General features: G+C 27.6%; 24 protein-coding genes. 20 read left to right on the top strand and 4 right to left on the bottom strand.

Going from position 1 to position 17652, the window contains the following annotated elements:
- Position 1 precedes the first annotated feature (1 nt).
- From T514_RS0108485 to T514_RS0108400, 18 genes are all read left to right on the top strand, one after another.
- Positions 2-367, top strand: a complete 366-nt coding sequence (locus tag T514_RS0108485; protein WP_027624387.1) for a DUF2577 domain-containing protein — start codon at positions 2-4, stop codon at positions 365-367.
- The gene (locus T514_RS0108480) at positions 364-795 is read left to right on the top strand and encodes a DUF2634 domain-containing protein (RefSeq protein WP_027624386.1); all 432 of its coding nucleotides are present in this window, start codon (positions 364-366) and stop codon (positions 793-795) included. The genes T514_RS0108485 and T514_RS0108480 overlap by 4 nt, the downstream gene beginning before the upstream one ends.
- Entirely contained in the window at positions 788-1972 is a 1185-nt protein-coding gene (locus T514_RS0108475) for a baseplate J/gp47 family protein (protein WP_027624385.1), read from the top strand. The genes T514_RS0108480 and T514_RS0108475 overlap by 8 nt, the downstream gene beginning before the upstream one ends.
- A complete protein-coding gene (locus T514_RS0108470; RefSeq protein WP_027624384.1) occupies positions 1972-3294 on the top strand; it encodes an Ig-like domain-containing protein in 1323 nt (440 codons plus the stop codon). The genes T514_RS0108475 and T514_RS0108470 overlap by 1 nt, the downstream gene beginning before the upstream one ends.
- Before the next feature lie 7 nt (positions 3295-3301).
- Complete coding sequence (locus T514_RS0108465; protein WP_027624383.1) at positions 3302-4216, top strand: putative phage tail protein; 915 nt, start codon at positions 3302-3304, stop codon at positions 4214-4216.
- A gap of 1 nt (position 4217) precedes the next feature.
- Positions 4218-4598: a phage tail-collar fiber domain-containing protein gene (locus tag T514_RS0108460; protein WP_027624382.1), complete on the top strand. Its 381-nt coding sequence runs from the start codon at positions 4218-4220 to the stop codon at positions 4596-4598.
- An 11-nt stretch (positions 4599-4609) separates the two neighbouring features.
- Positions 4610-5257 (top strand): hypothetical protein, encoded by a 648-nt coding sequence (locus T514_RS0108455; protein WP_027624381.1) that lies wholly within the window; start codon positions 4610-4612, stop codon positions 5255-5257.
- An 11-nt stretch (positions 5258-5268) separates the two neighbouring features.
- Positions 5269-5451, top strand: a complete 183-nt coding sequence (locus T514_RS24225) for a hypothetical protein (protein ID WP_034868569.1) — start codon at positions 5269-5271, stop codon at positions 5449-5451.
- 371 nt (positions 5452-5822) lie between these two features.
- Positions 5823-6881, top strand: coding sequence for a baseplate J/gp47 family protein (locus tag T514_RS0108445; RefSeq protein WP_027624380.1), 1059 nt, complete (start codon positions 5823-5825; stop codon positions 6879-6881).
- A 3-nt stretch (positions 6882-6884) separates the two neighbouring features.
- Positions 6885-7784, top strand: coding sequence for a hypothetical protein (locus T514_RS27150; RefSeq protein WP_207640926.1), 900 nt, complete (start codon positions 6885-6887; stop codon positions 7782-7784).
- Between the two features lie 3 nt (positions 7785-7787).
- Positions 7788-8405, top strand: a complete 618-nt coding sequence (locus T514_RS0108435; protein WP_027624379.1) for a YmfQ family protein — start codon at positions 7788-7790, stop codon at positions 8403-8405.
- Between the two features lie 11 nt (positions 8406-8416).
- On the top strand, positions 8417-8920 hold the full coding sequence (locus T514_RS0108430; RefSeq protein WP_027624378.1) for a hypothetical protein: 504 nt from the start codon (positions 8417-8419) through the stop codon (positions 8918-8920).
- The gene (locus T514_RS0108425; protein WP_027624377.1) at positions 8920-9786 is read left to right on the top strand and encodes a hypothetical protein; all 867 of its coding nucleotides are present in this window, start codon (positions 8920-8922) and stop codon (positions 9784-9786) included. The genes T514_RS0108430 and T514_RS0108425 overlap by 1 nt, the downstream gene beginning before the upstream one ends.
- Before the next feature lie 15 nt (positions 9787-9801).
- Positions 9802-10275: a hypothetical protein gene (locus tag T514_RS0108420; protein WP_027624376.1), complete on the top strand. Its 474-nt coding sequence runs from the start codon at positions 9802-9804 to the stop codon at positions 10273-10275.
- Entirely contained in the window at positions 10268-10402 is a 135-nt protein-coding gene (locus tag T514_RS26075) for an XkdX family protein (RefSeq protein WP_169735811.1), read from the top strand. The genes T514_RS0108420 and T514_RS26075 overlap by 8 nt, the downstream gene beginning before the upstream one ends.
- Positions 10403-10498: 96 nt before the next feature.
- The gene (locus T514_RS0108410; protein WP_027624375.1) at positions 10499-10723 is read left to right on the top strand and encodes a hemolysin XhlA family protein; all 225 of its coding nucleotides are present in this window, start codon (positions 10499-10501) and stop codon (positions 10721-10723) included.
- Positions 10724-10736: 13 nt separating this feature from the next.
- Positions 10737-11498, top strand: a complete 762-nt coding sequence (locus tag T514_RS24215) for an N-acetylmuramoyl-L-alanine amidase (protein ID WP_051541947.1) — start codon at positions 10737-10739, stop codon at positions 11496-11498.
- A 12-nt stretch (positions 11499-11510) separates the two neighbouring features.
- Positions 11511-11912, top strand: a complete 402-nt coding sequence (locus T514_RS0108400) for a hypothetical protein (protein ID WP_034868567.1) — start codon at positions 11511-11513, stop codon at positions 11910-11912.
- A gap of 50 nt (positions 11913-11962) precedes the next feature.
- Here T514_RS0108400 and T514_RS0108395 read toward each other — a convergent pair whose 3' ends face one another.
- From T514_RS0108395 to T514_RS24210, 4 genes are all read right to left on the bottom strand, one after another.
- Positions 11963-13405 (bottom strand): DUF4179 domain-containing protein, encoded by a 1443-nt coding sequence (locus T514_RS0108395; RefSeq protein ID WP_027624373.1) that lies wholly within the window; start codon positions 13403-13405, stop codon positions 11963-11965.
- The gene (locus T514_RS0108390; RefSeq protein ID WP_027624372.1) at positions 13383-13922 is read right to left on the bottom strand and encodes a sigma-70 family RNA polymerase sigma factor; all 540 of its coding nucleotides are present in this window, start codon (positions 13920-13922) and stop codon (positions 13383-13385) included. The genes T514_RS0108395 and T514_RS0108390 overlap by 23 nt, the downstream gene beginning before the upstream one ends.
- Before the next feature lie 295 nt (positions 13923-14217).
- Positions 14218-14754, bottom strand: a complete 537-nt coding sequence (locus T514_RS0108385) for a 2'-5' RNA ligase family protein (protein ID WP_242850573.1) — start codon at positions 14752-14754, stop codon at positions 14218-14220.
- Between the two features lie 60 nt (positions 14755-14814).
- Complete coding sequence (locus T514_RS24210; protein WP_051541946.1) at positions 14815-15237, bottom strand: DUF2500 domain-containing protein; 423 nt, start codon at positions 15235-15237, stop codon at positions 14815-14817.
- 317 nt (positions 15238-15554) lie between these two features.
- On the opposite strand from T514_RS24210, the gene T514_RS24205 reads away from it, so the two are divergent.
- Both T514_RS24205 and T514_RS0108370 read left to right on the top strand, forming a co-directional pair.
- A complete protein-coding gene (locus tag T514_RS24205) occupies positions 15555-16742 on the top strand; it encodes an MFS transporter (RefSeq protein ID WP_051541944.1) in 1188 nt (395 codons plus the stop codon).
- A 30-nt stretch (positions 16743-16772) separates the two neighbouring features.
- The gene (locus tag T514_RS0108370; RefSeq protein WP_027624370.1) at positions 16773-17615 is read left to right on the top strand and encodes a CvfB family protein; all 843 of its coding nucleotides are present in this window, start codon (positions 16773-16775) and stop codon (positions 17613-17615) included.
- The last annotated feature ends 37 nt before the right edge of the window (positions 17616-17652 follow it).

The following is a 17652-nucleotide window of genomic DNA, read 5'->3' as shown; positions in this document are numbered from 1 at the left end:
CATGCAGGATCCATTCGTTGAATTAGTAAATATTATGAAGGAGAAAGGAGCGGCTTATAACCCTCCTTCTATTGAAATTGGTAAAGTTATATCTAGTAATCCTTTAATAGTAGAAGTAGGAAATTTGCAGCTTACTAAAAATAATTTTATTGTAGCTGATTATTTAGTAAATGAGTATAAAAGAAAAATTACAATTCCTCGTTCTAGGGCAGAAGGTACAGCAGGAGAGCATTCTGTAAGTGAAGTAGGCATAAAAGAGGGAGAAATAATATATAAAGATGGGCTAAAAAAAGATGATAAAATAGCTATGCTCTCTACACAGGATAGACAAATTTATATAATACTTGCAAGGGTGGTGACACTATGAGTATATTACCAGAAATAAATTTAGATATAGATAATATTATAAAAAGTTCTGAAGAAAATATTTTGCCTTTATTTAAGGAATATGCTTGGGATTTTGAAGAAAATAAATTTATATATGAAAATGGTAAAATGAAAGTTTTAGAAGGAAAAGAAGCATTGAAGGTATGGATTTATAAAGCTTTGAATACTCCTAGATTTAGATATTTGGCATATTCTTGGGATTATGGGCATGAATTTGAGAATTTGATAGGACAAACATTTAGTAAAAAAGTGCTACAAAGTGAAGGTAAGAGATATCTGGAAGAATGCTTGATTGTTAATCAATATATAATAGCTGTTAATAATATACTTGTAGAAGTTGATGGTGTTAAAGTAACCATTAATTGTGTAGTAGACACTATATATGGAGAGGTGAATATAAATGTATAGTGAAAATGAACAGATAATATTAGAACGTATGTTAAATAAATTACCTAATGATTTATTTAAAGGAGAAGGTTCTTTTTTTTATGATAATCTTTCTGCTGTAAGTATAGAATTAGCAGAAAACAAAAGAAATCTTGAAGATATTTTAGAAAAAGCTTTTCCACAGACTTCATATGGAGAATTTTTAGAAAAGTTAGCAGCTCTACATGGAGTGTTTAGAAAAAAAGGTAAAAAGGCAAAATGCACAAAATTTATATTTGAAGGTATAGATGGAACTTTGATTCCAAAAGGAACTTTAGTTCAAACCGTAAATGGCTTACAATATTCTACATTAGATGATGCAACTGTATATGAAGGAACAGTAGTTACTAACATAGAAGCGGTTGAAGAAGGAGAACTATACAGAGTACCAGAAAATACAATAACAGTATTACCAGTACAAATCTTAGGTATAAGCAAGGTTTATAATGCTACTGCTGTAGAAGGTGGTAGTGAAAAGGAAGATGATGAAAGTTTACGTAATAGGTTACTTCAAAAAGCACAATCTCCACCAGCTTGTGGAAATAAGCAAGACTATATAAATTGGGCTAAAGAAATTCAAGGAGTTAAAAATGCTAAAGTAATTCCTCTTTGGAATGGGCCAGGAACTGTAAGGGTAGTGCTATATGGTAAAAATGGAGAACCTATAGATAATGCTTTACTTAACAAAGTAAAAAAATATATAGATCCTGAAAGTGGCGAAGGAGAAGGTAAGGCACCAATAGGGGCTAGTGTAACAATTGCTACTTCCGTATTAAGAGCTGCAAATATAAGCATAGTTAATTTAACTAGTGACAATATGGATATTGCTATGAAAAATATCGAAGAAAACATTAATAATTATTTCGTTGAATGTTTACCAGGTACTGTAATAAAGTTGAAAGACATTGAATCAATTATAACAAACACTAAATATGTAAAAGATTATTCATATATTTTATTAAATGAAGACATTAGAAATGTATTTATGGATGATGAGAGTAAACCTATTTTAGGAAATATAGATTATAGAGAAGACAGTAATGCTACAGTGCCAAGTGCATTAAATAAAATAGTAGTTATACAAAGCTTTGCTAGTCTAGATAATGTAATTCTTAAACATGGAATTTATGCTCCGAAAGAGGGTGGTATAAAGTGTTGATGAGATACGAAAAATATACAATTCAAACGTATTATGGAGAGTGGTATCCACCAATTACAAGAGATATATTTGATGTACAAAATATTTCTGATTCATATTCTACAAATGGATATGCTAGTTATAATTTTCAAGATGGTAAATTCAACTTTCAAGGTCTTTCACCTATAACAATTTCTGTTGTAGAGGGAGAAAATGATCAAGGAGTATATACCCAATATTTTAATGAATTTAATGAAAGATATATTATTTTTATAAGAATATTAGGAGATACAAGACTTAATAATTTAACTATTAATGCTTATCGTGAAAGGGCACGCAGAAGTTCTAGGGAAGAAAGAGGGACTTATGTAGAAACTATTATAGCGGAAAATGGAACATATCCAGATGACGGCACAAAAGTTGGCTTCTGGTGGGTTAAGAAAGGGCCTGTTAATATGCCACCTATTATAAGTGGAAAAGATAGCAATATAGGTAATAAATATTCTCCATTTGATATTAAATATAGTATAAATGATACAGATGATACAAGTTTTACAGTGATGGAAATGATAGATGGGATTAATTTAAAAACATTTACAGCTAATAAAAATACAGAATATAAGTGTACTATACCTGACAAAATATTCTATTCACTTACAGATGGACAGCATACAATAAAGATTGAAGTAGAGGATAGTGCAGGCAACAAAGCTACGAGAATGTGTGCATTTAATAAGATATACATTGCACCAGTAATTAGCGGTAAGAATGAAGATATAGGGCTTAAAAATAGCTCCTTTGGGGTTAAATATACAATGACCTGTGACAATCCAGAAGCTAATACTTTTACAGTAGAAGAACGATTAGATGATTTAATCCTTCGTAAATTTGATGTAGTAAAAAATATTGAATATACAGTAGCAGTTCAAGATTCTACTTTCTACAAATTAGAAAATGGACAGCATACAATAACAATAAAAGTGCATGACAAAGGCAATATAGTAATACGTCAATATACTTTTACTAAGAATGAAAAATCAATCCAGATACAATTAAGTAAAGTAATTGATATAGATAGACAAGGAAAAAGTATATTAATTACACCGGAATGGAATGGTATTGATGGAAATGAGATTAAAGTGGAAGTAACTAATAATGCATATGATTTAGTTCCAACATGGGAGGAAGCTACCAATGCAGTTAAAAGTGGTAAGGAATATGTTTTTGAAAATAATATAAAAACTGCTGATAAATGGGGAATCAATATTCGCTTTCTAATTAATAAGATTAGTAATACTGGGGTTATATTAATTAAAGGTTTTAAAGCTGAAGTTATTATATAGGTGATATATGAGTAGCTATAATAATCTAACTACTTATATACCATCTTTTATTTTACAAGATAAAACTTTTGATTATAACCTTAAAATTATAGGAAGTGAATTAGATAAATTAAATGTAGATACAAGTGATTTAGAAAGACAGTTATTTCCTGAAACTTGTACATGGGGAATTGATTTTTGGGAGAAATTTTGTGGCATCAATAATAGAGATAAGCCATTAGAACTTCGAAGAGAATTAATTATAACTAAATTTTCATCAACCAATATGATTACTAAGAATAAACTTAGAGAAATAATAAAAAGTTACACTAAAGATAATGGATCTGATATTATATATTATTTCAATAAATATATGTTTGCTATAAGATGTAATATTGATTCATATACAAAAGGATTAAGTAAATTAATAGAAGAAATTAAGCCGGCACATTTAGTTTATTTTTTTATATTTACAGTAATGTTATTAAAAAATAAAGAGAAATTTGAAGGTGAAGTAGTTAATAGATTATTTTTAAATTTTAGAGGTAATGTGCCATTACTTTTAGATGGTGGCTGGTTATTAAATGGACAATATAGTTTAGATGGTTATAAAAACTATCCTAAAGACCCTATTACCGTAAAAGCAAATAATATCTTTAATATAATTACATCAGAATATTTTAAATCAATATTAGGATTTTTTATTAAAGAAAACTTAAACACTACGGAGCTTTTTAAAAGCTCTTTTTTAGTTAATAAATTTTCTTCAAACTCTTTTAATAATACAGTAGTTAAAAGTAAGATTAATTTTAAAATAAAACAAAATGAAAGTTTTACAAAGAACACACTGACAATAGAAAAAAACTTATGGTTTTTAAACGGAAAGTACAATTTAGATGGTACGAAAATACTAAATTCAGAAATAAAAAGGGAGGAATTATAATATGGCAAATGCAGTAACAACAAATAAAGCAAGAGAAAAAATGGTGAAGGCTAGAGCAGGCGATAAGGTCTTATCTAAAATTACTCATATGGTTTTCGGAGATGGAGGTATTGGCAAAGATGGTAAAGTTGTACCTCCAAATAGTTCAGATAATAGTTTAAAACATGAACTGTTAAGAAAACCCATAGATGGACATAGCTATCCTGTATCTACTACTTGTAGATATTCATGTAAACTGCTTAAAAATGAAATTGCTGATAAAAATATAAATGAAATGGGATTAGTTGATGCAGATGGAGATATAGTAGCTATAAAAACTTTTGGCAATAAATATAAAGATGCAGACATGGAAATGATATTTGAAATTGATGATGAATTTTAGGAGGTGTATAAATGTTTAACGAAAGTATAGAAAAATTTACTACTAGTACAAAAGGACATGCAGAAGAATTTAATAAAAGGTTAGATAAATTAATTGAGAATGATAAATGCCTTAATTCACAAATATCTACTGTATCAGCAAATGTAAGTACAGTACAAAATACAGTTAATAGTGCTAAAAAGAGAGCTGACGAGGCTTTTCAATTTGCCAATGATGGTAAAAAAGCAGTTGCTAATGCTGTAACTGCCAAAGGTGTATCTGCAAGTCCTACGGATACATTTTCAGTATTGGCAAATAAAATAGGACAGATTAGTACAGGAAAAAGGTGGGTACGTGGAAGTTTAGAAAAAACTCAAAATATTAGAGATGGGCAAGAGGTTGGTAGAGTTACTGGCTTGGCATTTGTTCCATCATATATAATTATAGCATGGAAAGATGTTGCATCACAATTTTGGTTTAGAAATGGTTTTACTTCTTTTGATGGAGGTAGGCAATATAGGCAGATAAAGGATTTATGTATGGAAGACAGAGCTACTTTTGGAGATCTACTTATATATATAAATGAAAATGGGTTTTATTATAAAGCAGATTTTACTAATAAGTCTAAAGGTGGTTCAACTATGAATATAGCGGATATATTTTATATAGCCATAGAATAGGAGAAGTATCTTTGAAGATAGGAAAAAGAATAATTTTTGATAAGGCAACAGGTAAAGTGTTAAATGGAACTTTTGAAGAAAGAGAAGGAGATTTTCAAGAAGGATTAAGACCTAAAAAAATAAGTTTTTTAGATTTATCTTATGGTTACAATGAAAATAATTTTAGAAAATCAATTACTGTCTCAAGTAGATGAAAATTTGAATGGAAGTATTTTATAATTGTGAATGAAATAATACTGATAATATGTGCAGAGAGGATAGTTAATAAAGGGTTAAACCCAAATACTAAATGTAATTTATGAATGTAACTAACAAAGATTATAGAAAGGCTATAGAGGATTAAATTTTAAAAAACGCAGCAGGAGTTTAAAATCTAATCCATTTATAAAAAAATATTTGTAAATATATGAATTTAAGAACAATAGATTTCAATTAAAATTGTATCAAATAGAAATTGAAGTAATGTAGGCAAGTATATAAGGCTGATTAGACAAGAGTACAATATTATTTACAACAGCTCTAGCACATAATTGCTAGAACTGTTGTTACTAGGAGGTGAATATATTTGTATAAAGAATCCGATGAAGAAATAAGAAATAGAATGCTTAATAAAGTTCCAAATGATCTAAATAAATCACAAGGTTCTTTTTTTTATGATGTTTTTTCTCCTATAAGTCAGGAATTAGCACAGGTTAAAACTAAACTAGATGAAATATTAAATAGAGTTTTTATAAAAAGTGCTATCAAAAATGGATATAGTGAGGAAATAGAAATGAGAGCCTTGGAAAGCGGCATTTCTAGAAAAACAGGAACCTATGCCTTAGGAAAAGAAACCTTTATGGGGATTGATGATACTTATATTCCAGCAGGAACCATAGTGCAAACTGAATTAGGATTACAATTTAAAACTTTAAAGGATGGAACTATTACTAATGGAGAAGCAATTATTCCTATACAGGCGTTAGAAGTAGGGTCTATATATGTAGTAGCAGCTAACACTATTAAAGAACTTCCAGTTCAAATTTTAGGAGTTGCAAAAGTAACAAATGAAGCTTCCACAGAAGGGGGAACTGATATAGAAGATGATAATAGTTTAGCAGACAGATATTTTAGCAAGATACAAAAACCAGTTACATCTGGAAATGACAATCATTATAAACAATGGGCTTTAGAGGTACCAGGAGTTGGAGGAGCAAAAGTATTTCCACTTTGGAGTGGGAATGGAACAGTAAAGATAGTTATTGTAGATGAAAACAAGAAAGCACCAACGGAAAATTTAATTAAAAAAGCCTATGAATATATAGAAAAAAATAGACCTATAGGAGCGAAAGTTACTGTTATAGGGGCAAAGGAAAAAGCTATCGACATAAGTGCAAGTATAACATTAGCTAATAATTACAATATAGCACAGGTTCAAGAAGAATTTATATGTAAAATCAACAATTTGTTTAAAGAAATAGCCTTTAATGATACCTATGTAAGTTATGCAAAATCAAGTAATTTACTTTTAAATGTACCAGGGGTTTTAGATTATATGAATTTTAAAATTAATGGTGATATAAAAAATATAGGACTTGAAGATGAAGAAATACCTGTATTAAGACATATAACTTTGGAGGTGTAGATAATGTATCCCAAAGAAATAGATAAATTTAATGATAAGTTAGATAAGATAAATGGCAATACTTACAGCATTGAAGAAGAAGTTACTTTAACAGATGGAATATATGAGGAAGAACTTAAACATGACAATGTAATTAGTTCTAGTGTAAGAGTTTTTACAGCATCAAAGCTAACAGGTGAAAAAATAGAAAATTTTATACTATCAACTCCAAGTAATGCTCCATGGAAAAAGATAATAAAAATATTTTCTAAAACATCTAAAGTATATATTACCTATGAAACACAAGGAGATACAGTTGAGGCAGAGGATATTAATATTGTTCAACAAAGCATTGCAAATACTCAAAAAGAAATAGATAGATATAAAGATTTCAATGATTTAGAAGTAAGGAACTTGAAAAATACCACTAACTTACTTGAAAAAAGTAAATCCGATAAAACATATGTAGATACAGAATTATTAAAAAAAGCTGATAAAGATAATATATTTACTAAAGAGGAAGTATTACAAAAGATAAATAACTTAATAGGTACAGCACCAGAAACTTTAGATACTTTTAAAGAAATTGCAGATGCACTAGGAAATGACCCTAACTTTGCTGCAACAATAATGAATTTACTAAGTAGTAAAGTTGATAAAATACAGGGAAAAAATCTTTCTTCAGAAGATTATACTCTATTAGAGAAGGGAAAACTTGCAGCAATACAAGATAATGCCAATAACTATATACACCCATCAACACATCCATCCTCTATGATTACAGGACTTCATTATGTTGCATTTAGTGGGGATTATAATAGCCTTAGGAATAAACCTACATCACTTCCACCAGCTCAACATAATCACGACGATACCTACATGAAAAAAGGTTCCGTAACTTGGAATAACCTAAAGGGGGTGTAATAAGTGTATGGCTCTATAAAGTATGGTACTAACCAGTATGGAAATGAATTTGCAATAACAGAAGAAGAAATTGAATTATATAGACCAGATTTATTAGCATATTTACCACCAGCTTTACGACAGGTAAAAGAATTTAAAGTATGGAATAATGCAGTAGGATATGAATTAGCCTTATTAAATTGGCAAAAAGAAGATTTAGTTAAACAATGTTTTATAGATACTGCCACTTGGGGATTAAGTCTATGGGAAGAAGAATATGCATTATCTACAGATATAAATAAATCCTATGAAGAAAGAAGAGAGATTCTAAAAGCTAAAAAAAGAGGAACAGGAACCATTACAAAGCAATTTATAAAAGAAGTTGCTCAAACTTTCAGTGGTGGAGAGGTAGAAATAATAGAACATGCGGAAAACAATTATTTTATAGTTAAATTTATAGGTGTAAAAGGAATTCCAAGAAACCTAGCTGCGTTTAAAGACATGCTAAATTTAATAAAACCATCCCATTTATATTATGATTTTCAGTATACATGCACTGTTTGGAATAAAATTAAGGAATTAAATTTAGTATGGGATAAAATTAAAAATAAAACATGGGATGAAATAAGAGTCTATGAATAGGAGGGATAGAAATGAAACTTACAGCTAATTATGGATTAAGAAAACCAGATGGAAATGATGCAGTTAACATTGAGGATCTTAATTACAATGCTGATATATTAGATAAAAAAGTGAAAGAAGTTGAAAGTAATGCTGGAAGTGTTAAATCTGTAAATGGGAAAATAGGTGCAGTTGTATTAAATGCAGCAGAGATAAAAACAAATTCTGGAGCTTCAGTTGAGACGCAATTGGCTGAAAATATGAAGTTAGGGCAGAATAATCAATCTATTAATAAAGTAAAAGCTTTGACATTAAAGATTGATACGAGAACTACAGAACTTATAGAGGAAAATGGATTGCTAAAAAAAGTTATAGAGAAAGATGGTACTACAATAGTAAAAACTACAACACTAGACTATGACAGTAATACTAATCTTATAAGTGTTATAGAAAATGCTGGAGGAACTACAATAACTAAAACTCTAAACTATGATAGTACTAATAATTTAAAAACAATTACAAAGGCGGTGAGCTAATGGATACTATAGGATATACTTTAGCTGATAAACTAAGATTTGAATTTATCAATCCTTATTTCGACGATACAGATCAAATACCAGTTACTGGTTTTGGAGGATTAGTATATAAAGGCAATAGGCTTTTTGTAGTTTCAAAGTATATTTTAAAAGAATACATTAATGGTGCTTTTACAGATGTATTCGATTTTAAAACTAATTTTAGTGATTTTAATACATCTGCACGAGTTATTTCTATTATCGGTGATTATGTAGTTATGTATTATCAAGATATTTCAAGTTTTAAAATATGGAAATATAATATTTCAGATGGTACATCAAGCTCTAATGAAACAACATTCGGTACTGCACAATTAAGGTTTACACATGACAATGATAGAAATTTGTATTTTGTTGTTTTTTCTAATTTTAGAGAAGTAATCCATAAATATGATATTATAAATAATACCTTTACCGAACTTCCGGTATTTGTAGGCAACTATGCAAGAAATGGAGTTCCGTTTTATCATAACAATAAAATATATTTATATCAAAATAATATTGCAGACATTTATATAGTTGATCTTTCAAATAATACAACAAGTAACGATTATAGTTCTAAAAATCCTCCATTAGATATGCAATATAGTCAGTTTTTTTATGTAAAAGATAGATTTTTTACTTATAATAAAAGTGCTTTATTTGAATTTATAAATAATGAATGGTATACACATTATTTTCCTTATAATTTTTCAGGAGCATTAGGGCATTTTGTTTTGAATAATAAATTATATTTATCGGAATATTCACCATGCAAAAGATTAATGCTACCTCAATATAATGTTTACGGTTTAAGCTCTCTTAAATCGTATTTGATAGCTAATTAAGTAAGGAGTGTTGTTATGTTATATAAAGATATAGAAATAAATTGTACAAAAGAAGAATTGGATACATTTATAAATAGTATACAAATAGAATATACTTTACATGGTTTTGATGAAAAATTTAATAATACTGTTATTAATAACTCGACTAATATAGAAAATGCAAAATATTATATTTTAAAAATAAATGATTTAATTATTTTACAACCCTTTTCCCCTTTTGAACAAGGGTTTACAGCTATAACAGAAGAAAATTTTGAAGAAATATTGAATAAGCAAAAAGAAATAACAATAGATAATATGATCTATGATAAATTTAGAATTAAAGAAACAGAACAAGATAATATTGAAAAAGAAACTTTTACAAAAATGTTATCGAATTTAACAATAGAAAATAAGAAAAAAGATGCTATGTTATCTCAATTAGCACAGCAAATTAATATTTTAAATATAAAAATAAATCAATTACAAGGCGGTGAAGAAAGTGTTTAATTTTTATAATTTATTTTATGGTTGTGGTTATTTAAAAATAGAAGATTTAAAAGAAGCCACAAAATGGAATGTAATTAGCAAAGAAGAATTTAAAACTATTACAGGGGAAGAATTTATTACACAATAGAAAACTACTACGACACAACTCAAAATAACAATAAATCAAGCATCGACCTAGTAGGTCTTTTTATTTTGCCTAATTTTAAAGTACTGGAGGTTAGATATGGACAAAGATATACAGCAAGAAATTTTAGAAAGAATAGTAAGAATTGAAACTAAAATAGATAGTTATAATAGTACTAAAGAAAAGGCAGATATGGCTTATATTAAAGCTTGTCAAAATGAAAAAGACATAGCTGAAATAGAAGATAATTTAAAATGGCTCTGGCGAACAATCGCTGGAGCTATTATTTTAGGAATAATCAGTACAATTATAACATTTAAATAAAGAAGGTGATTAGATGAAAATAGCAATAGATTTTGGTCATGGAACTGGGCAAGACAGAGGAGCAGAAGGATGCAAAAATGAAGAAATTACAGTTAGGGAATTTGGGCCATTGGTAGTAGAAGGATTAAAAAAATTAGGTCATACAGTTTATAATGTGACACCTATGCAGAAAGAATTGTCATTAATTCAAAGTTTAGCTTATAGAGTTAATATGGCAAACTACTATAAAGCAGATTTATTTGTATCATTACATTTAAATGCTTTTAATGGAGAAGCTAATGGCTGCGAAGTAGAGTATATCAGTAGTAGTGGAAAGGTTTATGCAGATAGGATATGTGATGAGATATCTAAGTTAGGCTATAGAAATAGAGGAGCAAAATATAGAAATGATTTGTATGTTCTTAGATATACAAGTATGCCTGCAATACTTATTGAAAGCTTTTTCTGTGATAGCAAATCTGATTGCCAAATCTATAATAAATATAATTTAGCAGCTGCAATTATAAAGGGAATAACAGGGCATATAGTAGATATAAAAAATTCTAATAACGAAAAAGATGTAACTATTCCTCCTATAGATCATAGTATTCCAGATAATTGTTATATTACATGGAAAGGAACTAATGGACTTGGATATATAGAGAGTGTTCCAGAAAAGGGGAGACTTATAATTCATTTAGATAAGTATAACTATATATCCCTTCAAGATGATGAAAAGGAAGGAAATCACATAAGGCTTTTTACAAGAACAAAAGGATATAAGGACTTAATTTAAGGGGGAATTTTTATGAGTAGTACATTAATAAATGGAGTTGTAGATATAGTTATAAAATCTATATTGTCCATATTAGGATTAACTATTACTTATTTAATTACTATAAGTGTGGATTATTTAAATAAGAAAAGAGAAGAACTAATAGAAAAAATAGGACTAGAACAATATAATAAAACTTATAATATTGCTAAAAGCATCTATTTTGCAGTTGAGCAACAGTTTAAATTTATTCCTGAATCAGCAGAAGAAAAAAGAAAATTATTTGATGAAATGCTTATTAAAAAAATACCTAATTTAAAAGAGGAAGATTTAAATCACTTTAGGGAAGCTATTGTAGGAGAAATAAATAGTCAAATTAAAAGCTTAAATTTGTTAAAATCAGCATCTATAGATAATAATAGATATGAAAATTAATATTAAAAGGTTGAAGAAGTACTAATAATATGTACCTCTTCAACCTTTTTTTATTTTATATTTATTTTAGTTTCATATCCCTTTAAAGGTTCATAATATTCGCTTGGATCAGATATTACTATTGTAAGATCTTTATAGTCAGAAACAAAGTCCTTGCCAATATTTTCTTCAAGTATATATTCTCCATCTACAAATTTTTTATTGAAAGAAAAAATTCTATAGGCACTTTCTTCATTAAACCCTTTTTTATTGTTCCATAACCAAATGTTTTCTAATAATAAAGGTGAGTAATCTCCTTCAAGTTTAAGCTTAAAAGTGAGTTTATTATCAGTCATATCAATTTTATTTATGGTAATGCTTCCAAACTTTTCTGTAGTTATTTTCTTAGGCAAAGATGTATTTTTTATAGGAACTCCATATTTAACTTTACAATGTTTGGGTTCCATAAAATCTATTGATTTTTTTAATACTTTTATATTAATGGATTTAGCAGTATTAATTTCTTCAGGAACAAATTCAATATGAGCTTCAGAATAATTTTTATCACTTTTAGATCCAGAAGCTGGAATTTTTAAGCAATAACCTTTCTCATTTGTAACTAAAATTTGGTGATTGTAAAAAAAGTTATTATCTGTTTTATTAAATAGGTTATTTAAACCTGTTCTTTTAGCAGTCATATTTAATACAGAACTTACTGGAGTTAAAGATAATTTTTCTATAGTAAATTTATTGTTGTCTATAGTATAGTGCTTATTTACATTGAGAGTTTTACATTTATTTTTAAAGCTTTCTTGAGATACTATAAAGTCAAAATCCCACACACCTTTGATTCCAGAGACCAATGTAAATTTACTGGTAAGTCTAAATTTATCAGGTATTAAATTTGAAGGAGAGATATCAATTTCTTCTCTCATAACATAAGTTTTATTATCTATCTTTTTAAAATCATAACCACCGCTTGTAGGTCTCTTGCCATCTATGGTAGTAGCATGTCCGGAGAAAATATCAGGGCCTTTTCCACAAGAATCCATAGGTATATCTTTTTCACCTTGAATCACATATCCTAAAAATACTTTATTTCCATCACAGGTAGCTTCTTTTACTGTTATAGTTATTCCACTACTTTTAACAGATTGATTAACTTCATTTGTATATTCCTTTAAATTAGGATTATCTAATCCAAAGTTAGAGGGATTCTTTTCTTTAGAATCAAATACAGATTTTCCATTTAAAATATTATTTATAGCAGGAATATTTTTAGCTAAAGTTGGTACAGAAAAAGCTACAGCAGCTAAGCAAGTTAATGTTATTGAGGCAGCTACCATTCCTTTTTTAATATTATTTTTCTTTTTAGGTTTTATATCTTCCAAAGAAGCTAATGCATCTTCTAATTTGTTATGAAAAATAGCTGGGATATCTATATTATTTAAATCATTTTCCTTAAATTTATCAAATTTATCTTTTATTAATTTATCCATTAAGTCTTCTTTCATAGCATACACCCTCCCTATCTAATTTTAAACTATTAAATATTTTATTTCTTGCTCTAGAAAGCCTAGATTTAACTGTACCTTCAGGAACTTGAAGAATTTTACTAATATTTTTTATAGAAATATCATCAAAATAATATAAATGAGTAATATATCTTAAATCATCTTCTAAACAATTGATTACTTCTTTTATTTCAATTAGTTCGTAATCCTTACAATCTGAAGATTTTTCGTAAATTTCATTTAAAGGGACTATTTTTTTATTATTTTTAAGTATTTTATAGCAATTATTTATAAGACTTTTTGTAAACCATGCCTTAAAATATTCAGGATTTTTTAAAGAATATATGTTTTTATAACAGTTTAAAATAGTTTCCTGAATAGCATCTGCACAGTCTTCATCATTATCTAAAATAGATTTAGACACTGAATAAAAGTACCTTTCATAATATCTTATTAATTTTGTAAAAGAATCTTTATGTCCCTTTTGGGCTAATTTGACTTCTTCTAGTAATTCCATGTAAACCCTCCTAAATTTAATACCGCGGTATTATGTATCATTATCTTAACACTTATATAGATACGTAAGTATTACTTTTGGTTCACGATATAGAAAAAATATGAGTGATTTTTTTCAGAGTATAGATAATAGATCAAAGAGTATAGATGAAAAATAGAGTGATTTTTAGTGAATAGTGAAGAGAGAAGAATATACTCTGTGCTCTAAAAAAGTTGCAATATAATTAAAGAAAAAGAAGCCTTTCTTCCCAGAAAAGCTTCTATAACTTTCAATTCTCAATTCTCAACTTGTTTTTTTATTTAAGAGTATACTCTCTATAAGTTATCCACCTAAAGTCTTGCCATTTAAGTATGGATATGTTATCAAAATAGGTATTAAACTGTGGATTATAATTATTCACATAATCCCATATAGGATTAAATTTATCTTCCATAATTCGGGTTACTATGGTGCAATGAAAGGTTTTTCCCTTTCCCTCATGTTTTTTCCAACCAAGCCAAGGAATTTTTTTTAATTCATCAATAAAGTCATCATGAAGTTTTAGAGCGTCATTAGAAGGAATAACTTTCATAAATACTACATCTGTTCTAAAATGATCAAAACCATCTATTAAGATTTTTTCTTTATTTTTACTCTCTACAAATTTTTCTATAACTTTTTCTATTTCTTCTATATTATTTGTTTCAAAAGGTGCCTTTATTGTGAAATGAGCAGGCAGTTTTTGTCTTTTAACTTTATACTTATAACAAACATCTTCTACTAATTTTTCATGAAATTTAAGAGTTTCTCCTTTAAGTAAGCAAACTATAACAAATCTATCCAATAAAATCACTCCTTATTTGTGCTCTATACTCTGTAATTTGTACTCTAAAAAAGTGTATGCATTTTTTTATTAGTATTCCCTATAATCTTTATTTTCTTCATAGGAGTTATTATTAAAGCTTTGTGAATTGTTTTTTCTTTTAAAATCTTTAAACCATTCTCCTTGATAAGTAAGATCACCTACATCTCCTTCAGCAAGCAAACCATACATTCGTCCGCTTAAAGATAGTTCTAGTCTTTCACCATGTTCAGTTTGAAATGTGATGTAATAGGTAGTAGAAGTAGAATGGGATATATTATTATTAGCATCATTATGAGTGTGGTGAGAGACGTTAGTTCTTTTTCCTATTATTTTCGATTCTACAGTTATTATAGGAGCTTGAGAATTTTTTACGTAAGATTTTATCATGGAGAAAACCATAAAGCCAAATATTATGAAGAATATTATAGGGAAAATAGAAAATAACAAATCATCAAATCCATAAAAAGGCATAACATATTCACCTCAAATAAAATAATAGTATATAATATCATTATATTTTAATTGGACAAATATTTCCAATGTATTAAAAATTTAACCTGTAAATATTGTATTTTTATTTGATATAATATGGTAACATTATTTGGACTAGGTATGTAATAAAAATATTGATAGCGATTCATTTAAAAAATGTGTTATACTGATGTAAATTAGTAATTTTGAAATGGGGATATGAAGTATGGCGGATATTTGATACATCGAAAGTGGTTTTTTAAAAGACCTTTAACCAAGGTCTTTTTGTGCTATATAAAAATTAGAGGTGTATCAAATTGAATAATTATAGAAAGAATTTATATATAATGTGTATTGTAGCTTTTTTGCAAGGACTTGTATTTTATGGACCTATAGCTACTATTTTTAGACAATATAGGGGACTTAGTTTATATCAGATATTTTTATTAGAATCTATATTTACTTTATCTATGATTCTTTTAGAAATACCTTGGGGATATTTTAGTGATAAATTTGGCTATAAAAGAACCCTTATATTATCATACCTTTTATTTTTTATATCAAAGATAATATTTTATAAAAGTTATGATTTTTATGGATTCCTTTTAGAAACTATTGTGGTTTCTATGAGTATTTCGGGAATATCAGGTTGTGATTCAGCTTTAATATATTTATCAGTAGGAGAGAAGGAATCAGAAAGGGCTTTTAGCTTGTATAGTGCAGCTGGTGCAAGTGGGCTTTTTATAGCATCTTTTTTATCTACTTTTATGTTAAAAAAGAGTTTAGATATTCCAGTACTATGTACCATATTTCCTTATGGAACAGCCTTTGTATTAATCTTTTTTATTAAAGATGTGGAATATGATAAAAAGAATATTAGTATAAAAAATAGTTTTAAAAATGTAGTGCAAAATAAAAAAAAATTTATTTTTATAATAGCGATTGCTTTAACATCAGAAATCACTCATTCTATATGTGTATTTCTTAATGGTCCTAAATATTTAAATATAGGTATAGATGTAAGATATTTTGGATTATTAACGGCTTTTATGCAAATAATATGTTTAGCATCTGCTAAATCATATAAATTAAGTAAGAATTTTGGACATAGAATAGTGTTTAATTCTTTAATATCTATAATAACAATAGCTTCATTTTTGTTAGCTTATTCAAAGAGTGCTATAATTACTATAATATTAATAGCTTTTATAGAAGGGGCTTTTGCCTTAGTGCAGCCTTTAAGCTTAGATATACAAAATAAATCTATTAAAACGGCTGATAGAGCTACTATGCTTTCTATATATGCTATGATAAGTGATGTAATAGCATCTGCTGTTAATATAGCCATTGGTAAGTCAGCGGATATTTCTTTAGGATTTAGTTTTGTTATTTGTGGAATTTTAAGCTTAGTAGCATTAATATTTATTATTATATATTTTAATTATGTTGAAGAAAAATCTTCATTAAAATTTAAGTTTATGGAAAAATTATTAATTAACAAATAAATTAGTATAAAATATTTGGAGGGGAAACTTGTGATAAAAGTAGGAGAATTTAATGAATTAACTATAGCTAGAAAAGGGGCACCTGGATACTTTTTAAATGCGGAAACAGGAGATACAAAGGATGATATATTGTTACCATTTGGAAATGTAGTGGGAGACGAATTAGAAGAAGGAGAAAAGGTTACAGCATTTATATATAGAGATTCTCAAGATAGATTAATAGCTACTATGAAGGAGCCATTAGCTAAGGTAGGAGATTTAGCCTTTCTTAAAGTTAAGGATAACACAAGAATTGGTAGCTTTGTGGATTTTGGATTAGAAAGAGATTTATTTGTTCCTTTAAAAGAAAAAATGTTTTACTTAGAAGAAGGAAAAGAATATTTGTTTTATGTTTATTTAGATAAAACAAATAGACTTGCAGCTACTACTGATGTAGAGAAATACTTAGAAATAGGAGAAGATTATAAAGTTGGAGATGAAGTACAAGGTACAATAGTTGGAGAATATAGAAGTGAAAATTTAATTGTAGCTGTAGACAATAAATTTAAAGGAATAATGTTAAAGAATGAATATTTTATGGATGTAAATATGGGAGATAATTTAAAACTTAAGGTGAAAAAGATATATGAAGATGGAACTGTAGGTCTTACTCCAAGAATAACAGGTAAAGAAGAAAGAAATAAACTTCAGGAAGAAATACTGAAATATTTAAATGATCATAATGGTTTTATGCCTTATAATGATAGTTCTTCACCAGATGAAATAAGAGAAGTATTCCATGAAAGTAAAAATTATTTCAAAAGAGCTCTAGGAGGACTTATGAAAAGAGGTTTGATTAAGCAAGATGAAGAAGGAACAAAACTTATAAAATAAACATCTAATACAATAAAATCAAAATAAATAATTGTTT

Origin of the sequence: Clostridium lundense DSM 17049 (assembly GCF_000619945.1) — a bacterium.
Classification (GTDB): Bacteria; Bacillota; Clostridia; order Clostridiales; family Clostridiaceae; genus Clostridium_AO; species Clostridium_AO lundense.
This window is presented reverse-complemented; position numbering and strand designations above follow the sequence as displayed.